General features: G+C 71.4%; 7 protein-coding genes. 5 read left to right on the top strand and 2 right to left on the bottom strand.

From position 1 onward, the window contains the following. Nucleotides 1-34: 34 nt before the first annotated feature. Nucleotides 35-10,924, top strand: coding sequence for a non-ribosomal peptide synthetase (locus tag ABT025_RS13750; protein ID WP_350993409.1), 10,890 nt, complete (start codon nt 35-37; stop codon nt 10,922-10,924). Further along, nucleotides 10,911-12,611: an ABC transporter ATP-binding protein gene (locus ABT025_RS13755; RefSeq protein WP_350993411.1), complete on the top strand. Its 1,701-nt coding sequence runs from the start codon at nt 10,911-10,913 to the stop codon at nt 12,609-12,611. Before ABT025_RS13750 ends, ABT025_RS13755 begins: the two co-directional genes overlap by 14 nt. Before the next feature lie 250 nt (nt 12,612-12,861). On the opposite strand, the gene ABT025_RS13760 is transcribed toward ABT025_RS13755, so the two are convergent. Beyond that, nucleotides 12,862-13,968: an alpha/beta hydrolase-fold protein gene (locus tag ABT025_RS13760; protein ID WP_350993413.1), complete on the bottom strand. Its 1,107-nt coding sequence runs from the start codon at nt 13,966-13,968 to the stop codon at nt 12,862-12,864. Nucleotides 13,969-14,123: 155 nt separating this feature from the next. Between ABT025_RS13760 and ABT025_RS13765 the strand changes: the two genes are divergently transcribed. Continuing rightward, complete coding sequence (locus ABT025_RS13765; RefSeq protein WP_350993415.1) at nt 14,124-14,336, top strand: MbtH family protein; 213 nt, start codon at nt 14,124-14,126, stop codon at nt 14,334-14,336. A 4-nt stretch (nt 14,337-14,340) separates the two neighbouring features. Beyond that, entirely contained in the window at nt 14,341-14,862 is a 522-nt protein-coding gene (locus ABT025_RS13770) for a GNAT family N-acetyltransferase (protein ID WP_502971939.1), read from the top strand. A gap of 118 nt (nt 14,863-14,980) precedes the next feature. Here the strand turns inward: ABT025_RS13770 and argB are convergent, their stop codons facing one another. Continuing rightward, nucleotides 14,981-15,889, bottom strand: coding sequence for an acetylglutamate kinase (gene argB / locus ABT025_RS13775; RefSeq protein WP_350993419.1), 909 nt, complete (start codon nt 15,887-15,889; stop codon nt 14,981-14,983). 237 nt (nt 15,890-16,126) lie between these two features. On the opposite strand from argB, the gene ABT025_RS13780 reads away from it, so the two are divergent. After that, nucleotides 16,127-18,661 (top strand): ATP-dependent Clp protease ATP-binding subunit, encoded by a 2,535-nt coding sequence (locus ABT025_RS13780; protein WP_350993421.1) that lies wholly within the window; start codon nt 16,127-16,129, stop codon nt 18,659-18,661. The last annotated feature ends 125 nt before the right edge of the window (nt 18,662-18,786 follow it).

The following is an 18,786-nucleotide window of genomic DNA, read 5'->3' on the forward strand; positions in this document are numbered from 1 at the left end:
AGTCGCATATCTCGGATGGGAAGCGGAGTCTTCGATGATGGAACCGGGTGCTCGTCCCGTACTGCTTTCTGACGCGGCCCTGGCGGGCCTGCGTCGGCGAACCGGCGATTACGGTGACCGGACCTTCACCACGGCGTGCGCTGTCGGCCTGTCCTACTGGGCGACCGGCCGGAGCCCCGAAGGAATCGACCTCACCCCCGGCACCCTGTTCGCCGACGTCCTCGGGTGGGTCGACAACGGCGGTTCGGCAAGCGGTGGTTGGCAGGTCGGTGCGGACGATCGCAGCATCGCCGTACCCGAAGGCGTCGCGCCGGCCGAAGCGCAGCTCGCCCTGGACGACCTCGCGGACTTCCCCGACCGGCCCCTCGGGACCATCGGCCCCTCCGGGATCGCCGCGCGGATCGAGGCCCTGGCCGAGTGGAACGACACCGAGGCCGGCCGGGTCCGCCCGACCATCGTGGAGATGTTCCGCGAGCAGGCGCGAGCGCGGCCCGACGCCGTCGCGATCGTGGACGGGAACCGGTCACTGACCTACCGTCAGGCAGCGGAACTTTCGAGCCAGTTGGCCCACCACCTGATCGAGCGCGGACTCACCGCCGAACAGGTCGTCGGCATCTCGCTTGCCCGTTCCGCCGACATGGTCATCGGGCTCCTCGGTGTGCTCCAGGCGGGATGCGCCTTCGTTCCGCTCGATCCGGTGTGGCCCGCCGCGCGCCGGGCCGTCGTCGTCGAGGACGCCCGCGTCGTGCTCCAGCTCAACAGCTCGGGCGAGCACGGTCCGGGCGAGCCGGAGGCCGTCGCGGTCGACCTCGACGACTGGGGGTTCGCCTCCCACCCCGCCGAGGGGACCGAGGTGTCCGTGCCCGGCTCCGCCCTGGCCTATGTGATCTTCACATCCGGTTCGACCGGCCGCCCCAAGGGCGCGATGATCCGTCACGAAGCGATCAGTGAACGCCTGTTGTGGCAGGTCGACGAGATCCTGCACTTCGGCCACGACGACGCGTCGCTGTTCAAGGCGCCGCTTTCCTTCGACATCTCCATCAACGAGATCTTCCTGCCGCTCGTGTGCGGTGGCCGGCTGGTGGTCCTGCGGCCGGGCGGTGAACGCGACCCGCACCACCTGCTCGGCGTGATCTCGGAACAGCGCGTCACCTTCACCTACCTGGTGTCGTCCATGCTGGACGTCCTGCTGGAGATGGCGGGGGACTCCGGACGGCTCGACAGCCTGCGGCACGTGTGGTGCGGCGGCGAGGTGCTGACCCCGGAGCTCTACGAGCGCTTCCGCACCCGGCTCGACATCCCCATGTACCACGGCTACGGCCCCGCCGAGACGACGATCGGCGTCTCGCACGTCATCTACCGGGGCGCGGCGGAACGGCTGTCGACATCCATCGGCAAGGCCAATCCCAACACCCAGCTCTACGTGCTGGACGACGAACTGCGCCCCGTCCCGGTCGGGGTCGGCGGCGAGCTGTACGTGGGCGGGTTCCTCCTGGGACGCGGGTACGTCAACGCACCCGGTCTGACCGCCTCCCGCTTCGTGGCCAACCCGTTCGCCGGGGACGGTTCCCGGCTGTACCGGACCGGCGACCTCGCCAGGTTCGCCCCGGACGGCTCGCTGGACTTCCTCGGCCGGGCGGACAACCAGATCAAGATCCGCGGCATGCGCCTGGAGACCGAGGACGTCGAGGCCGGTCTCGCGGAACACCCCGGGGTACGCCACAGTTGCGTCGTCGCCCGGAAGAACTCGGCGGGCGGCACCTATCTGATCGGCTATGTGATCCCTGCCGCCGGGAGCGAGGACCTGCGCGCCGACGAGGTCAGGGCGTGGGCCGTCGAGCACATGGTGGAGTACATGGTGCCCACCCACACCGTCGTGCTGAAGGAGTTCCCGCTCACCGCCAACGGCAAGACCGACCGGGCCGCGCTGCCGGAGCCCGTGATCTCGGACGGGCCGGTCGCCGCGCCCGCCACCGAGAACGAGCGCCTGGTCTGCGAGGCGGTCGCCGCGGTGCTGCGGCTGGACGAAGTCGGCGTCGACCAGGACTTCTTCCGGCTCGGCGGAGACAGCATTCTGGCGATCTCCCTGCTGAGCGCGTTGCGTGAAGCCGGTCTCTACGTCACGGCACGGCAGATTTTCACCCACGGCGTCGTGGGCGCGCTCGCAGCGGTGGCGAGCCGGGAGGACGTGTCCCCGGTGGAGGACGACGACGTGGCCACCGGGTCCGTCGTGGGATCGCCCATCGTCCAGTGGCTCGGCGCGACCACGGACGCGGTCGACGGCTTCGTGCAGTCGGTGGTGCTCAACACCCCGGCGGGCCTGACCGCCGGTGCCCTCGACGAGATCCTCACCGCCGTGGTCCGGCGGCACGACATGCTGCGGGCCAGGCTGGTGCGCGGTGACCGCTGGGGCTTCGACATACCGGAGGCGGACGGCGCCGTCGCCGGGTGGCGGGAGAGCGACCGGCCGCTCGACGCATGCGTCGCGCTCGCCACCGACGGCCTCGACCCGGACAACGGGGTGATGCTGCGCGCCGTCTGGCGCCGGGAGGCACGGCAACTGGTCGTGGTCGTCCATCACGTGGTGGTCGACGGTGTGTCCTGGCGGGTCCTGATGGAGGACCTGGCCACGGCATGGCGTCAGCTCACAACGGGCGCACCGGTCGAACTTCCCCCGGTGGGCACCTCGTTCCGGCGCTGGACGGAGCTGCTCGGGCGTACCCCGTTCGACGCGGACCGTGCCTACTTCGGGCGCCACCTGCCGGGAGCGGACGGACCGCTGGGCAGGCGCCCGCTGTCCGAGGCCGACACCGTCGCCCGGGAACGGGAGCGGACCGTCCTCGTCGGACCCGAGGTCACCGCCGCGCTGCTGAGCGAGATACCCGCGAAGTTCCACGCGGGTGTCAACGACGTACTGCTGACCGCGCTCGCCGTCGCCCTCGCCCGGTGGCGCCGCGACCTCGGGCAGGACCAGACATTCGCCCACATCGAACTGGAGGGCCACGGCCGCGAAGGACGGTTCGTGGCGGACGCCGCCGGCTTCGAGCCGGAACTGTCGCGGACCGTGGGCTGGTTCACCACCCTCTTCCCGGTGACCGTCGACCCCGGCGCCGCGGCCGGTCCCCTCTCACCCGCCTACCTGGCCGCCGCGCTCAAGGCGGTCAAGGAGGACCTCGCCCGAGTGCCGGGCAATGGTCTCTCCTACGGCGCCCTGCGGTACCTGGGCGACACCCGGTTCGACGCACCGGCACCCCAGGTGCTGTTCAACTACCTCGGCCGTTTCGACTCGGACACCTCGGGGGACTGGCAGCTCGCGGGAACCGCGGGACAACTGGGAGAGAAGCGTGACCCGCGGATGCGCCTGCCGCGCGCCCTGGAGTTCAACCTCATCGCGGAACAGGCGGCGACCGGCTCGTACGAACTGGTCACCACCATCTCCTGGCCCGACGGCATGTTCACCGACGAGGACATCACGACGATCGGGGAGTACCTGCGGGAAGCCCTGGCCGGCCTGGCCGCACTCGACGAGGGCGGCCACTCGCCCAGCGACTTCGGCCTGGTGTCGCTCACCCAGACGGACGTCGACGCGCTGGACGGTCCCGGACTGCGCGACGTCCTGCCGCTGACCCCGTTGCAGGAAGGCCTGTACTTCCACTCGGTCTTCGACGACGAATCGGCCGGCAGCTACGTGGAGCAGCAGCTGCTGACGCTGGAGGGCGAGGTGGACGCCGGACGGCTCGCGGCGGCTGCCACCCGGCTGCTCACCCTGTACCCGAACCTGGCCGCACGGTTCGTGGCGCTCGCCGACGGCCGCGTCGTATCCGTACTGGAGAGCGGTGCCGAGGCACCCTTCACCACACTGGACCGTCCCGGCATCACCGACGCCGAGATCCACGACTACGCCGAGCGGGACCGTCGCGCGGGATTCGACCTGGCCACCGGACCGCTGATGCGCTACACGCTCATCCGGCAGGGCTCGGACCGCAACGTCCTGGTGCAGACCGTGCACCACATCATCGCCGACGGCTGGTCGGTACCCCCGATGCTCCGCACGCTGCTGGCCGAGTACCACCGGCCGGGGACCGTGTACCAGGCCGGCGGCTTCCCCGACTACGTGCACTGGCTCGCCGCACGGGACGACGACGAGAGCGACCGCGTCTGGCGCGACCAGCTCGCCGGACTGCCCGGCCCCTCGCTGGTCGCCGAGGACCACACCCCGTCCGACCGTTTCGCCGACACGGCGGTGGAGCCGACGGACGACATCGACGTTGCCGCCAGGTCGGCCGGCGTGCCGCTGAGCGTCGCCGTGCACAGCGCCTGGGCGGTGACACTCGGCGGTCTCCTGCACGGCAAGGACGTGGTGTTCGGCTCCACCGTGTCCGGACGTGACGCGGAGGTGCCCGGCATCGCGGACATGGTGGGCCTGTTCATCAACACGGTTCCCGTACGCGCCCGGTGGGCCGCGGACACGACGGCGTCCGGCCTGCTCGCCTCGGTGCGGGAACACCAGAGCGCCGTGCTGCCGCACCAGCACGTCTCGCTGGCGAGGATCGGCCGGCAGGCGGGCGCCGACGCGCGCTTCGACACCCTGGTGGTGTTCGACGTGGCAACGGACGTGACCTCCCTGCGCGGGCCCGACGACGAACTGGTCATCACCGGCATCGTGAACGAGGGAGCCCCGCACTACCCGCTGACACTCGTGGTGGAACGCGCCCGCGACGGACGCCCGCGTTTCAACCTGATCTACGACGGGGAACTGCTCCGGGAAGCGACCGCCCAGGCGATCCTGCGCACGTTCACCCGCACCCTCACCGGCCTGCTCACCCGGCCTGACGCCCTGATCGAGGACCTCGCAGCCGAGGACGCCCGGCGCCCCGCGCCGGCCGCCCCGACGACACTGGTCGCGCTGTTCGACGCCTCCGCCCACCGCGACCCGACCGCCGTCGCTGTCACCCAGTGCGCCCTCGACGGCAGCACCGGTTCGCTCACGTACGGTGAACTCGCCTCGGCCAAGGACGAGCTGGCGGCGGTCCTGCGAGCAGCCGGCGTCGGACCGGGCGGGCGCGTCGCCGTAGCCGTCCCGCGTTCCCTGGAACAGGTCGTCGCCCTGGTCGCCATCGTCACCGCGGGTGGCGCGTACGTACCGTTGGACCTGGCCTACCCGGACGAACGACTGGAGTACATCCTCGCCGACGCCGCACCGCAGGCCGTCCTCGTCGACCGTGAACAGCGCGACCGGTTCACCGGGCTGCTGACCCGGGCGGGCGTACAGGCCCGTGTCCTCGTCCTGGGGGACGAACTGCCGCAGACGGAAGGCCCGGTGCCGGAGACCGCACGGCCCGGCCCGAACGATCCCGCGTACGTGATCTACACGTCCGGATCGACCGGCAGGCCCAAGGGCGTCGTCGTCCCGCACACCGCCGTGGTGACGCTCCTCGCGAACACCGGGCCCGACATGGCATTCGGCCCGCACGACGTGTGGGTCCAGTTCCACTCGTACTCCTTCGACTTCGCCGTCTGGGAGCTGTGGGGCGCGCTGGCGCACGGCGCCGAGCTGCTGGTGCCGGACTACGCGCTGACCCGTTCCCCGGTGGACTTCCACCGCCTGGTCCGCGAGCGCGGAGTGACCGTGCTCAACCAGACCCCGTCGGCGTTCTACCGGTTCATCGAGGCCGACCGGCACGCCGGTGAACCGGCCACCGCGCTGCGCCGGATCATCTTCGGCGGCGAGGCGCTCGATCCCGCACGGCTGCGCGGCTGGACCGAGCGGTACGGCACCGCCGCGCCCGAACTGGTCAACATGTACGGCATCACCGAGACCACCGTCCACGTCACCCACCGGGTGCTCACCGACGAAGACTTCGAAGCCGACGCCGCCGCCAGCCCGATCGGCGGTCCGATCCCCGGTCTGGAGACCTATCTGCTCGACGACCGGCTCCGGCCGGTGCCGCCCGGCCGGGTGGGAGCCATCTACGTCGCGGGCGATCAGGTGTCGCTCGGCTACCTCGGCAGGCCGGGGCTGACCGCGGGCCGGTTCGTGGCGAACCCGTTCGTGGGCGACGGCTCCCGCATGTACCACACGGGCGACCTCGCCCGCCGGACGCTCGACGGCGAGCTGGAGTTCGCAGGCCGGGCCGACGACCAGGTCCAGCTCAAGGGGTTCCGGATCGAGCTCGGCGAGGTGGAGTCCGCGATCAGGGAACTCGACGGAGTGGTCGACGTGGCCGTCACCGTGGCGGACAGCGGCGACCATCTGGTCGCGCACGTCGTGGGCCGGGCGCCGGGTGACCTCACCGGCCTCCTGGCCGCGACGCTGCCCGGACACATGGTGCCGGGCCAGGTGCTGACGGTCGAAGCGCTGCCCCTGACGGTCAACGGCAAACTGGACCGGAAGGCCCTGACCGCGCGTGCCGCCCAGGACCACGCCCCGGAGGCCGCGACCGGCTCCGCGCTCGCCGCACTGACCGGCATCTTCGGCGAGACGCTGCCGGGCTCGGGCGTGGATGCCGACACCGACTTCTTCATGGCCGGCGGCGACAGCATCCTCGCCATCACCGTCATCAACCGGGCCAGGGCCCTCGGACTGTCGATCGCGCCGCGGGACGTCTTCCTGTTCAAGACCCCTCGCGCGCTCGCCGAGCAGTTGGAGACACGCACGCCGCGGACAGCGGCCGCCGGACCCGACCGCCGTGCGGACGGCCCGCTGGTCCCGACGCCGGTCATCCTGCGCCGGCGGGGACTGGGCGGCTCGCTCGCCCGGTTCGCCCAGGCCAGGTCGCTGGTGGTCCCCGAGAACGTCGGGCTCGCCGACGTCGGGCGCGCCGCGAACGCCGTCGTGGCCGCGCACCCGGTACTCCGGCTGAGCCTGGACGTCGCGCACGGGGCATGGGCCCTGCGTACCGAACCCGACCGTGAGGTCACCGTCGTCCAGACGGAGACGGCCGACGCGACGACCGCCGCGAACGAAGCCGCCGGGCGCCTCGACCCCGAGTCCGGAACCGTCATCGCGTTCTCCTGGCTCGCGGCGAGCCGGACCCTCGTGGTCGCCGTGCACCACCTCGCCGTCGACGCGGTGTCCTGGCTGGTCCTGCTGGACGACCTGGCCACCGCCCTGCGCGGCGCGCCCCTGGCTCCGCCCACCACGTCCTACGCCGAGTACGCCGAAGCGATGGGCGTCCGGTCCGCCCAGGTGACCGGCCTCGGGGACTGGCTCACCACGCTCGGGGCGCCCGCACTGCTGCCCTCCGTAGACGGCCTGCGCGAAACCACCATGGTGCTCACGCCCGAGGTGAGCGACCGGGTGACGCGTACCGCGCCCGCCGCGCTCGGCGTCGGTCTCACGGAGCTGCTGTGCGGCGCGCTCCGCGCCGCGCTGACCCGGATCCAGCCCTCGCCCACCGATCTCGCGATCGATCTGGAGCGGCACGGCAGGGTCCCCGCCCTGGAACACCACGACTACACCCGTACGGTCGGCTGGTTCACCGCCATCGCGCCCGTCCGGATCACCGCGCACACCGACCCCGTCGAGGCGGCGCGCGAAGTCGCCGCACGTCAGCCGGACGAGGACGGGCACGTCGCCTACGGCCGGCTCAGGTACCTCAACCCGCAGACGGCCCCCCTGCTGACCACCCAGCCGCAGGTGCTGTTCAACTACCTCGGCAGGGGCGGCGAGTCCCAGGCACTGCACATCACGGACGCGGACCGGCGAAGCCCGTACGCCGTCGAGGTCAACGCGTGGACCGACGAGGCCACCGGAAGCCTGCACGCGGCCTTCACCCTCGCCGACGGCATCCCCGACGAGATCACCGGGCACTGGCGGAACGCACTGGAGCGCATCGCCGAAGCCTCCGCCACGGCCGAGCGCACCGCACCGGTCACCCCCCTCCAGCGGGGCCTGTACTTCCAGGCCCAGATGGCGGGAACGGCCGGGCACTACGTAGCTCAGAGCTACTTCGCCTTCGACCGCCGCCTGGACACCGACGCGCTGGCCGAGGCGATGGCGTACGTGATCGCACGGCACCCGGTCGTGGGCGCGGGCTTCACCACCGACGACCGCGGAAACCCGGTCCAGGTCCTCAAGGCGGGCCGGCGCGTCGACGTCCGCACCGTCACCCTGGAGACGGAAGCGGAGGCCGAGGCCCTGCGTGCCAGGGACCGCGACACCGGCTTCGACCCGGGTGTCCCGCCACTGGTCCGGCTGACCGTGGTGCGTCTGCCCGGCGACCGCGACGGCCTGCTGCTGAGCTACCACCTCCTGCTCTGGGACGGCTGGTCCCGCGAGATCCTGCTGCGGGACCTGTTCGACGCCTACCGGGCGGCCGTCGCGGGAGAGCCGCTGGACGCGGCACCGCTCTCGCCCGGCTTCGAGGACTACGCCCGCACACTCGCCGCCAAGGACCCCGCCGCATCGGAACGCTTCTGGTCGCAGCACCTGGCCGGTCTCACCGGACCGACCCTGCTCGCCGGACCCCGCCCGGCCGTCTCGGACGCGCTGCCGCGTGCGCTCGTGCACACGATGTCCGCCGAACTGTCGGACCTGCTGCGGGACGCGGCCAAGGAGCACGGCGTCACGCTGAACTCGGTGCTGACCGGGGCGTTCGGGCTTCTGCTCGGCGCGCACACCGGCCGGAGCGACGCGGTGTTCGGCGTCACCGTCTCCGGCCGGGAGGGCGAGGACCTCTCCGGCATCGTCGGCGTACTGCTCAACACCGTGCCCATGTGGACACGGGCCCGGCCCGACGACACGGTCCGCGAGTACCTGACGGCCGTCCAGGCGGCCCGGGTCGAGGCGATGGAGCACGAACACCTGGGTCTCGGCGAGATCCAGCGGGCCGGCGGCCACGACAGCCTGTTCGACAACCTGTTCGTGCTCCAGAACTTCCTGGACCTGGACGCCTTCGCGGCCATGAACTCCAGGCACGGCATCACGTCGGTGCGGGCCGACGACTCGACCCACTACCCGTTCACCTGGGTCGTCACGCCCGGTGACCGGCTCACGGTCAAGCTGGAGCACCGCGACGACGACCCCGCGAACGCCCGGCGCCTCCTCGACGACTACCTGCGTGTGCTGGAGGACCTGGCCAGGACGACCGGCCCGGTCGGATCCCTGCCGGGCCCGGGACCGGCCCCCGAGCCCGCCGGACGTACGGACATCGGTACGGACACCGTCGTCGACCGGTTCGACCGGGCGGCCGACCGCGACCCGGGACGCGTCGCGCTGGTCGCCCACGGATCGGCCATGACCTTCGCCCAACTCCGGGACAGGAGCCGTGCGGTGGCGGGTGTGCTCGCCCGGCGTGGCATCGGACCGGAGCGGACCGTGGCCCTCGCGATCCCGCGCTCGCTCGAATCGATCGTGGCACTGTTCGCCGTGCTGCGCGTCGGCGCGGCGTACGTCCCGCTGGAGCTCGACCACCCGGACGAGCGGATCGCCGCGATCGTCGACGACGCCCGCCCGGACGTGACTCTCACCGTGAGCGCCGTATCGCCCCGGCTGAGCGGCGACCTGATCGAGCTCGACCGACCGCTGCCCGAGGCCGAGCCGTACGCGACGTTCGCGCCGGACGACCCGGACCGGCTGCGCCATCCCGCGTACACGATCTTCACCTCCGGATCGACCGGGAAGCCCAAGGGCGTGGTGACCGAGTACGCGGGGCTCACCAACATGCTGATCAACCATCAGCGCCGCATCTTCGAACCGGTACTGGCGCAGCACGGCAACCGGGTCTTCAGGATCGCGCACACCGTGTCCTTCGCCTTCGACATGTCGTGGGAGGAGCTGCTGTGGCTCGCCGACGGCCACGAGGTGCACATCTGCGACGAGGAACTGCGCCGTGACGCGCCCCGGCTGGTCGAGTACTGCCTGGAGCACGGCATCGACGTCATCAACGTGACCCCGACCTACGCGCAGCAACTGGTGGCCGAGGGACTGCTCGACCAGCCCGGACGGCGGCCCGCGCTCGTGCTGCTGGGAGGTGAGGCCGTCACCCCGACGCTGTGGCAGCGGCTCGCGGAGACCGGGGGGACGGACGGCTACAACCTGTACGGGCCCACCGAGTACACCATCAACACCCTCGGCGTCGGCACCTTCGAGTGCGAGGACCCGGTGGTCGGCGTCGCGATCGACAACACCGAGGTGTACGTACTGGACCCGTGGCTGCGCCCGCTGCCGGACGGGGTTCCCGGCGAGCTGTACGTCTCCGGCATCGGCATCGCGCGCGGCTACCTCGGGCAGCCCGCGCAGACGGCCCACCGGTTCATCGCCTGCCCGTTCGGCGAACCCGGCGAGCGCATGTACCGCACCGGGGACCTGGTGATCCGGCGGCCCGACGGAAACCTGATGTACCTGGGCCGCACCGACCAGCAGGTCAAGATCCGCGGCCACCGGGTCGAACTGGGCGAGGTCGAGGCGGCGTTCGCCGCCCATCCGGCGGTGCGGTTCGCCGCCGCGGTCGCCCAGCCCGACCCTCAGGTCGACGGCGCGTACCGGCTGGCCGCCTACCTGGTGCTCGACGGTTCCGACACGGCCACCGTCGCCGCCGAAGTGGGTGCGGCTCTCCCGGACTTCCTGCGGCCGACGCACTACGCCGAGGTCGACAGCATCCCGCTGACCGTGAACGGGAAGGCCGACACCAAGGCGCTGCCGGAGGCCAGGCCGCTGGGCGTGCTGACCACCGGGGCCGAGCGCGCACCGGAGACCGGGACCGAGATCACGGTGTGCGAGTTCTTCGCCGAGGCGCTGGACCTGGACGACGACGAAGTGAGCGCGGTCAGTGACTTCGTGTCCCTGGGCGGGCACTCCATGCTGGCGGTTCGTCTGATCGGGCTGCTCCGCCGGGAGTACGGTCCAGTGATCACGATCCGTGATCTGCTCACCCTGCGAACCCCCGAAGCGATTGCCGGTCACCTCGATGCCAACTCCTGACACCCGCAGGCCCCTCCGGGGAGCCGACATCCTGCGGACCGCGCTGCGCCGCAACGTCGGCGCCATGATCTGGGGCACGGTTCTCATGGGCCTGTACCAGGCCGGCGAGACCGCCTTCCCCATCGCACTCGGCCTGATCGTCGAACACACCCTGCAGAACCGGAGCCCCGGTTCGCTCGGGGTGTCGATCGGCGCGCTGGCCGTGATCATCACGACCGTCTCGCTGTCGTGGCGGTTCGGGATGCGCATCCTGCAGAAGGCCAACACGACCGAGGCACACCGGTGGCGGGTTCAGGTCGCGGCGTGCGGGCTCCAGCCGGTGGACAGGGACATCGGCCTGAAGTCCGGTGAGGTGCTGACCATCGCCACCGAGGACGCGGACTCGACCGCCGACATCATCGAGGTGGTGCCGCTGCTGATCAGCTCGCTGGTCGCGGTGCTGGTCGCCGCCGTCGCGCTGGGTCTGGCGGACCTCCGGCTCGGACTGCTGGTGATCATGGGAACCGTGGTGATCCTGTCGATCCTGAGTGTGATGTCCAAGCGGATCGGCGCCAGTACCCAGGAGCAGCAGGCCAGGGTGGCGCGGGCGGGCGCGAAGGTCGCCGACCTGATCACCGGCCTGCGCCCGCTGCACGGCTTCGGCGGCAACCACGCGGCGTTCGTGTCCTACCGGAAGGTCAGCACGGAGGCCAGGCGCCAGGCGATCACCGTCGCCGGAGTGAACGGCGCGTACGCCGGCGCCGCGCAGGCCCTCAACGCGGTCCTGGCCGCCGCCGTGACCCTGACGGCCGGCTGGCTGGCGTTCGACGGCCAGATCAGCATCGGGGAACTCGTCATGGCCGTGGGCCTCGCGCAGTTCATCATGGACCCGCTGAAGATGTTCTCGGAGATGCCGAAGTACGTGATGATGGCGCGGGCCTCGGCCGAGCGGATGGCGCTGGTGCTGTCCGCCCCGCCGGTGGCGGAGCCGGGGCCGCAACGCCCTTCCGAGGGCGGCGACCTGGAGATCGACGGCGTCCGGTACGGGACGCTGCGCGGGCTGAAGTTGCGGGTTCCCGCCGGTGAGTTCATCGCGATCGCCGCCTACCAGCCTCGCGCCGCAGCCGACTTCGCGTCGGTCCTGGCCGTGAACGTCCCGCCGCAGGACTACGAGGGAGCGGTACGGATCAGCGGGCGGGAGCTCGCGGACCTGTCGGTCGAGGCGGTCCGCGAGCACATGCTGGTGAACCCGTACGACGCCGAGATCTTCGCGGGCACCCTCCGGACGAACATCGATCCGTCGGGCACCAGCCGGACGGTGCCCGAGGCCGTCGAGGCGTCGATGCTGACCGACGTCGTCGCCCTGCACCGCGCGGGGCTCGACCACGGCGTCCGCGACCGCGGCGCGAACCTCTCCGGCGGGCAGCGCCAACGGCTGTCCCTCGCCCGCGCCCTGGCGGCCGACACTGACGTCCTGGTGCTGCACGACCCGACCACGGCAGTCGACGCAGTCACCGAACAGCTCATCGCCCGCAACCTCGCGAAACTGCGCCGGGGCCGTACCACCGTCGTGATCACCAGCAGCCCGGCCGTACTGGACGCCGCCGACCGGGTCCTCGTCCTGGACGACGGCGTCATCACGGCCGAGGACACCCATCGCAATCTCCTCGCCACCGACGAGGCCTACTGCCGGGCGGTGGCCAGGTAAGCCGCTGAGGGCTGTCCCGCAATTCCTGGCGGGACGCACGACGACAGGTGCGGCACCTCTTCCCCGTAGCCTCAACGGCAGCGGGGAACCCTCCGTGCTTCGAGGGCGGAGGGTTCCCTTCGTGCTTCAACGGCATGGGGCATCCCCTCCGTTGACGGAACGCCCGAGTGCATCCAGCATTCGGGCGTTCCTGGGCCTTGCGACGCACCGCGTCCGACGCCGCGCGCCGATCCACCCGTGCTGACAGCCCTCAGCCGAGTGCCCAGGCGACGTCCCTGAGCAGGGCGTGCCGCCAGCCGGCCCGGTCGTGGCCGGACGCCGACCGTGACACCCGTACGGTCGCGCCCGCCTGTTCGGTCAGGCTCTCGACCGCTTCGCAGTGGGGCAGCATGCGCGTCTCGTGCTCGCCGGCGTCGAACGCGATCCGCAGTTCGGACAGCTCGGGGCGCTCCCGTAGACGTGCGGCCACCGCGCCGCCGGCCGGGCCGCCCAGGGGGTCCGGCAGGTCCGGCGCTCCGGGTGTCCACCAGAACGACCCCGACTGGCAGGCGACCCGTGAGACCAGCGCCGGGAACTCGAGTGCAGCGTTCAACGCGCTCAGACCGCCGAGGCTCTGGCCCGCGACGACCAGTCGGCCCACGTCCGCGGTCACTCCGGACTCCGCCACCAGCGGCAGCAGTTCGTCCCGGACCGCCTCCCACAGCCCGGATCCGTACGCGAATTCCGCCGCCCGGTCCTTGGCCGGAAGGAAGACCAGCGTGACCGGCGGCATCTCGCCGCTCGCGACGGCCGAGTCGAACGCGCTCATGGCCGGGTGCAGGTACAGCCAGTCGTCCCCGTCGAGCAGCAGGACCACCGGGCCGCCGCCACCCGCCGGGTGGACGCGCACGGTCCGCCGTCCGCCGAGCCGTTCGCTGTTCCAGCGGAGCCGGGTGCGGGGGACGGGGAGGACGTCGTCGGCGCCGACGACGGGCCAGTGCGGCTGGGCCGGGGCGTCCGGGGTCGCGGCGACGGAGCGGTCGACGCCGGCCCCGACCGGGTTGAACGGGTCGGCGTACGCCTCGTCGGCCACGAGGAACTGGTACGTCACCCGCAGCCGTGCGGGCATGGACACCTGTGCGTACCAGCAGTCGGTGTCGCCCCACCGGTGCAGGGGCACCGGCTCCGACCAGCTCTCGAAGCCGATGGTCGCGGGGGAGCCGCGCCAGAGGAACAGGGTTGTCCAGCCGTCGTCGCCGGCCGGAACAGAAGCGGGGCCCCGCGCCGTCGCCCAGAACGCGTCGGAACCGGGTGAGCCGGACAGGCCGAACGCGGCGAAGCCCTTCTCGGTGCGGATCCGTTCGGTCACCGGGGGCATGAACGTCTCCTTGTGAGAGGGAAGCGGAAAAGGCTAAGCTCGCATCAATTAGGGGAGCCTAACCTAATCTTGACTGCTCCATCCAGCCCGGCGGGCTGACGCACACGCTCGACGCGGCTGTCACCGGCCCGTCGGATCCGAGGAGGTACTGACGCATGAGCACCAATCCGTTCGACGACCCCGAAGGCCGGTTCAAGGTCCTGGTGAACGGTGAGGGCCAGCACTCGCTGTGGCCGTCATTCGCGGAGGTGCCCGGAGGGTGGACGATCGCCTTCGACGAGAACACCCGCGAGGCGTGCCTGGACTTCGTCGAGACCAACTGGACCGATCTGCGGCCCCGGTCCCTCGCGGCGTCCATGGACGCCTGACACGTTGACCACGGCCACGCCGAGCCCCGCCCCTCCGACGCGTGCATTGCGTGCACCGGCGTCATCCGTGCGCTTCGGCCTCGCGGAGGACGCTGCCGAACTCGCCGAACTCTCCCGGCCCTTCGTCCGTTCGGGCGCCCTGCGGGAGCGGCCCGTCTCGCTCTACGCCGCCCAGGCGGCCGACTTCCTGGTGGCCGTGGGTCCCGGAGGCCGGCTCGACGGCTGCGTGGGTCTGTGCGTGCACCCGGCCGGTCCGGCCGGGGCCGGTGCGCCCGCGGGTGTTCTGTACAACTTCTGTGTGGCCGGGCGCCGGCAGGGATGCGGAGTGGGAGCGGTGCTGCTGCGCACCGTGCTGACGAGGGCGCGTGCCCTGTCGCTCGGTGCGCTGTTCACCGCGACGACCGGCGACGGACGGCTGTTCCAGCGGTACGGGTTCACCTCAACGGCGGCATGTCTCGCACCCCGGTCCTGGGCGGAGTCGCTGGATCCGCGGCGCAACGCGCGGATCCTCGCGAGGGCCGTGTAGGTCGCCGTGCGGAGGGCCGCGCGGAGGACCCGTGCTGGGCGGCGGCGTCAGGGGCGGGGTGCTGTGACGCCCGGCCCCTGACGCCGGGCGGCGGTCCGCGGCGCGCCGCCACCGGCGGTCACACAGTGCTCAGGTCGCGGTCCGGACCGGTGCCGGGTGCGACGGCGGTGCACGGGACCACGGTGGTGCCGGGACCGTCCTCGCCGAGTACGCCCTGCAGCACCGCGTGTGGCACCCGGCCGTCGAGCACCTGAGCCCGGGGCACGCCGCCGCGGACGGCCCGCAGGCAGCCCTCCATCTTCGGCAGCATCCCGCCCGCGAGGCCCGGCAGCAGCTCGGCCAGTGCGTCGGCCGACAGGCGGCTGATCACCTCGGTGCTGCGCGGCCAGTTCGCGTACAGCCCCGCCACATCGGTGAGCATGACCAGCCGTTCCGCTCGGAGGGCCACGGCCAGCGCGGACGCGGCAAGGTCGGCGTTGACGTTGTAGACCTGTCCGTCGTCGCCGCGGGCTACGGGGGAGACCACCGGGATGTGCCCCCGCTCCAGGAGCGTGCGCACCATGCCCGGGTTCACGTCCACGATGTCTCCGACGAGACCGATGTCCACCGGGCGGCCGTCCACATAGGCCGGCCGCCGTACGGCCGTCATCGTGTGCGCGTCCTCGCCGGTCATGCCCACGGCGAAGGGTCCGTGGGCATTGATCTGGCCGACCAGTTCCCGCTGGACCCGGCCGGACAGCACCATGCGCACCACTTCCATGGTTTCCGCCGTGGTCACGCGCAGGCCCGCCTCGAAGCGGCTCTCCAGGCCGAGGCGGTCGAGCATCGCGCTGATCTGGGGCCCGCCACCGTGCACCACGACCGGGCGCAGGCCCGCGTGCCACAGCTCCACGACGTCCCGCGCGAAGAGGCGTTGCAGGTTCGCGTCCACCATGGCGTTGCCGCCGAACTTGACGACGACCGCCCGGTGCCGTGGTTCCGCAGGCCCGGTCGGTGACCCGGTCGGTGAATCCGCGTCCGCGTTCATTCGATCTGTGAGGACCGGTCGCATGTCTACCCCACCCCGTTCGAAAAGTTAGCTTAGCCTAACCTGAATGGCCGGGGTCTCGGGGAGGATTCGCCGTCGCGCCCGGCCGTATCCGCGGGTGCTTCCGGTTGCCCGGGGCATCCACGTCGCAGGCCCCGAAGGGCGGTTCCGCTCCGTTTGCGGAGCCTTGGACATCGGGTTTGAGTGGGAGGACCCCTTTGTCTGTCTGGAGCTGACATGTCGATGGCGTTCGGTTCACCCTTCGGTTCGTCCGACCCCTTCAGCGAGATGCTCGACCGCTTCTTCGGTACGTCCCCTGCATCGTCGCCACCGGCCGTGCAGCGGGTGCCCATCGGACGCCTCCTCACGGAGTCGTCGCACGAACTCCTCGGTCTGGCCACGCAGAAGGCGACGGAGAACGGGACCTCCGACCTCGACACGGAACACCTCCTGTGGGCGGCCACGCAGGTGGACCCCGCGCGGCGACTCCTCACCCAGGCCGGTGTCGATGCCGACACGCTCGCGGACCGGATCGCCGAGGTGCTGCCCCGGGAGGCGGGCGAACCGTCGGCGGAGCCCGGACTCACACCGGCGGCGAAGCGCACCCTCGCCGCCGCCTACGCCGGCTCGCAGGCGGCGGGAGTGTCCTACATCGGCCCCGAACACATCCTCGGCGCGCTGCTGGAGGACCCCGACTCCGGTGCCGGCCGGTTCCTGCGCGCCGAGGACATGGACGCACAGAAGCTGAGGAGCCGCACGGACCAGGCAGCACGGGCGGACGGCGCCCCCGCCGCCGCGAGGGAGCCCTCGACGACCCTGGACGAGTTCGGCCGGGATCTGACGGAGGAGGCGAAGGCGGGCCGGCTCGACCCCGTGGTCGGCCGGGCCGAGGAGATCGAGCAGACGATCGAGATCCTCTCGCGGCGCTCCAAGAACAACCCGGTGCTCATCGGTGAGCCCGGCGTCGGCAAGACCGCCATCGTGGAGGGCCTGGCCCAGCGCATCGTGGCCGGCGAAGTACCCGAATCCCTCAAGGACAAGAGGGTCGTCTCCCTCGACATGTCCGGCATGGTGGCCGGTGCGCAGTACCGCGGTCAGTTCGAGGAGCGGCTGAAGAAGGTCATCGAGGACGTCCAGGCGTCCGGCGGCGACATCATCCTCTTCATCGACGAACTGCACACGGTCGTCGGCGCGGGCGCGACGGGCGAGGGAGCGATGGACGCGGGCAACATGCTCAAGCCCGCACTCGCACGCGGCGAGCTCCACGTGGTGGGAGCGACGACGATCGACGAGTACCGCAAGCACATCGAGAAGGACGCAGCCCTCGAGCGACGCTTCCAGCCCGTGCTCATCCCCGAGCCGAGCGTCGAGGAGGCGGTGCAGATCCTCGAAGGGCTGCGCGACGCGTACGAGGCGCACCACCAGGTCCGTTTCGCCGACGGAGCCCTGACCGCGGCCGCGGAACTGTCCGACCGCTACATCAGCGACCGGTTCCTGCCGGACAAGGCGATCGACCTGATGGACCAGGCCGGCGCCCGGGTACGGCTGCGCAGCGCCGGCCGTTCCACCGAGGTCGTCAGCCGGGAGGACCGCCTCGCGAAACTGCGACGCGAGAAGGATCAGGCCGTCGCCGGCGAGGAGTTCGAGAAGGCCTCGGAGCTGAAGCGGCAGATCGCCGAGGTGGAGGGTGAGCTCGCCGGCATCGAGGAGCGCCGCGAAGGCGTCGTCTCCGTCACCGCCTCCGACATCGCCGACATCGTCTCCCGCCGCACGGGGATCCCGGTCTCCCAGCTCACCGCCAGCGAGAAGGAGAAGCTCCTCAGGCTGGAGGAGGAGATGCACGCCAGGATCGTCGGCCAGGACGAGGCGGTCACCGCGGTCTCCGAAGCCGTGCGCCGCAACCGCGCGGGCATGGGGGACCCGAACCGCCCAGTGGGCTCGTTCCTTTTCCTGGGACCCACCGGCGTTGGCAAGACCGAACTCGCCAAGACGCTGGCGGAACTGCTCTTCGGCGAAGAGGACCGCATGATCCGGTTCGACATGAGCGAGTTCCAGGAGAAGCACACCGTCGCCCGCCTCGTCGGCGCACCCCCCGGATACGTCGGTTACGAAGAGGCCGGCCAGCTCACCGAGAAGGTCCGCCGCATGCCGTACAGCGTGGTGCTGTTCGACGAGGTGGAGAAGGCACACCCCGATGTGTTCAACACGCTGCTGCAGATCCTCGACGACGGCCGTCTGACGGATGCTCAGGGCCGCACGGTCGATTTCCGCCACTGTGTGGTCATCATGACGTCCAACATCGGCGCCCATCGCATCCTCGCCCACCAGGGCGATGCCGCCGAGCTCAAGGACGAGCTGATGGATGATCTGCGAGGACGCTTCCTGCCCGAGTTCCTCAACCGGATCGACGACATCATCATCTTCCACAGCCTCACCGAGGAGGACCTGTCGGAGATCGTCGAACACCTGCTGGACCGGAGCAAGCACCGTGTCCGCGCACAGGGTCTGACGCTGGAAGTGAGCGAGGCGGCAAAGAAGTTGCTGGTCGCCCACGGCTACCAGCCGGAGTTCGGCGCCCGTCCGCTGCGCCGTACGATCCAGACGGAACTCGACAACCGCATCGCCTCGCTGCTCCTGGGCGGCGAGAGCGACCCCGGGGACACGATCGTCGCCGATGTGCGGGACAACTCGCTGCACTGCACGGTGCGCAAGGGCGGGGCCGGGAGCGGTGCGGAGCAGCAGGACACCGCCGGAAGCGACGCCGCCCAGTAGCGCTTCGCCGCAATCCGCGTCTGGGTCTGTGTCTGCGTCCCGTGCGGGCGGGCGGGCGACTGCGGCGAGGGTGACGTGGTGGTGCCGAAGCCGGCCGGGGCGTCCTGGCCGGCGGGCGGCGGCCT

The organism is Streptomyces sp. NPDC002809 (assembly GCF_040295435.1).
Lineage (GTDB): Bacteria > Actinomycetota > Actinomycetes > Streptomycetales > Streptomycetaceae > Streptomyces.

Bases quoted from the DNA above. Each gene is read 5' to 3' on its own strand.
- ABT025_RS13750 (WP_350993409.1), top strand. From the start codon at position 35: ATGATGGAACCGGGTGCTCGTCCCGTACTGCTTTCTGACGCGGCCCTG.
- ABT025_RS13755 (WP_350993411.1), top strand. From the start codon at position 10,911: ATGCCAACTCCTGACACCCGCAGGCCCCTCCGGGGAGCCGACATCCTG.
- ABT025_RS13760 (WP_350993413.1), bottom strand. From the start codon at position 13,968: ATGCCCCCGGTGACCGAACGGATCCGCACCGAGAAGGGCTTCGCCGCG.
- ABT025_RS13765 (WP_350993415.1), top strand. From the start codon at position 14,124: ATGAGCACCAATCCGTTCGACGACCCCGAAGGCCGGTTCAAGGTCCTG.
- argB (WP_350993419.1), bottom strand. From the start codon at position 15,889: ATGAACGCGGACGCGGATTCACCGACCGGGTCACCGACCGGGCCTGCG.
- ABT025_RS13780 (WP_350993421.1), top strand. From the start codon at position 16,127: ATGTCGATGGCGTTCGGTTCACCCTTCGGTTCGTCCGACCCCTTCAGC.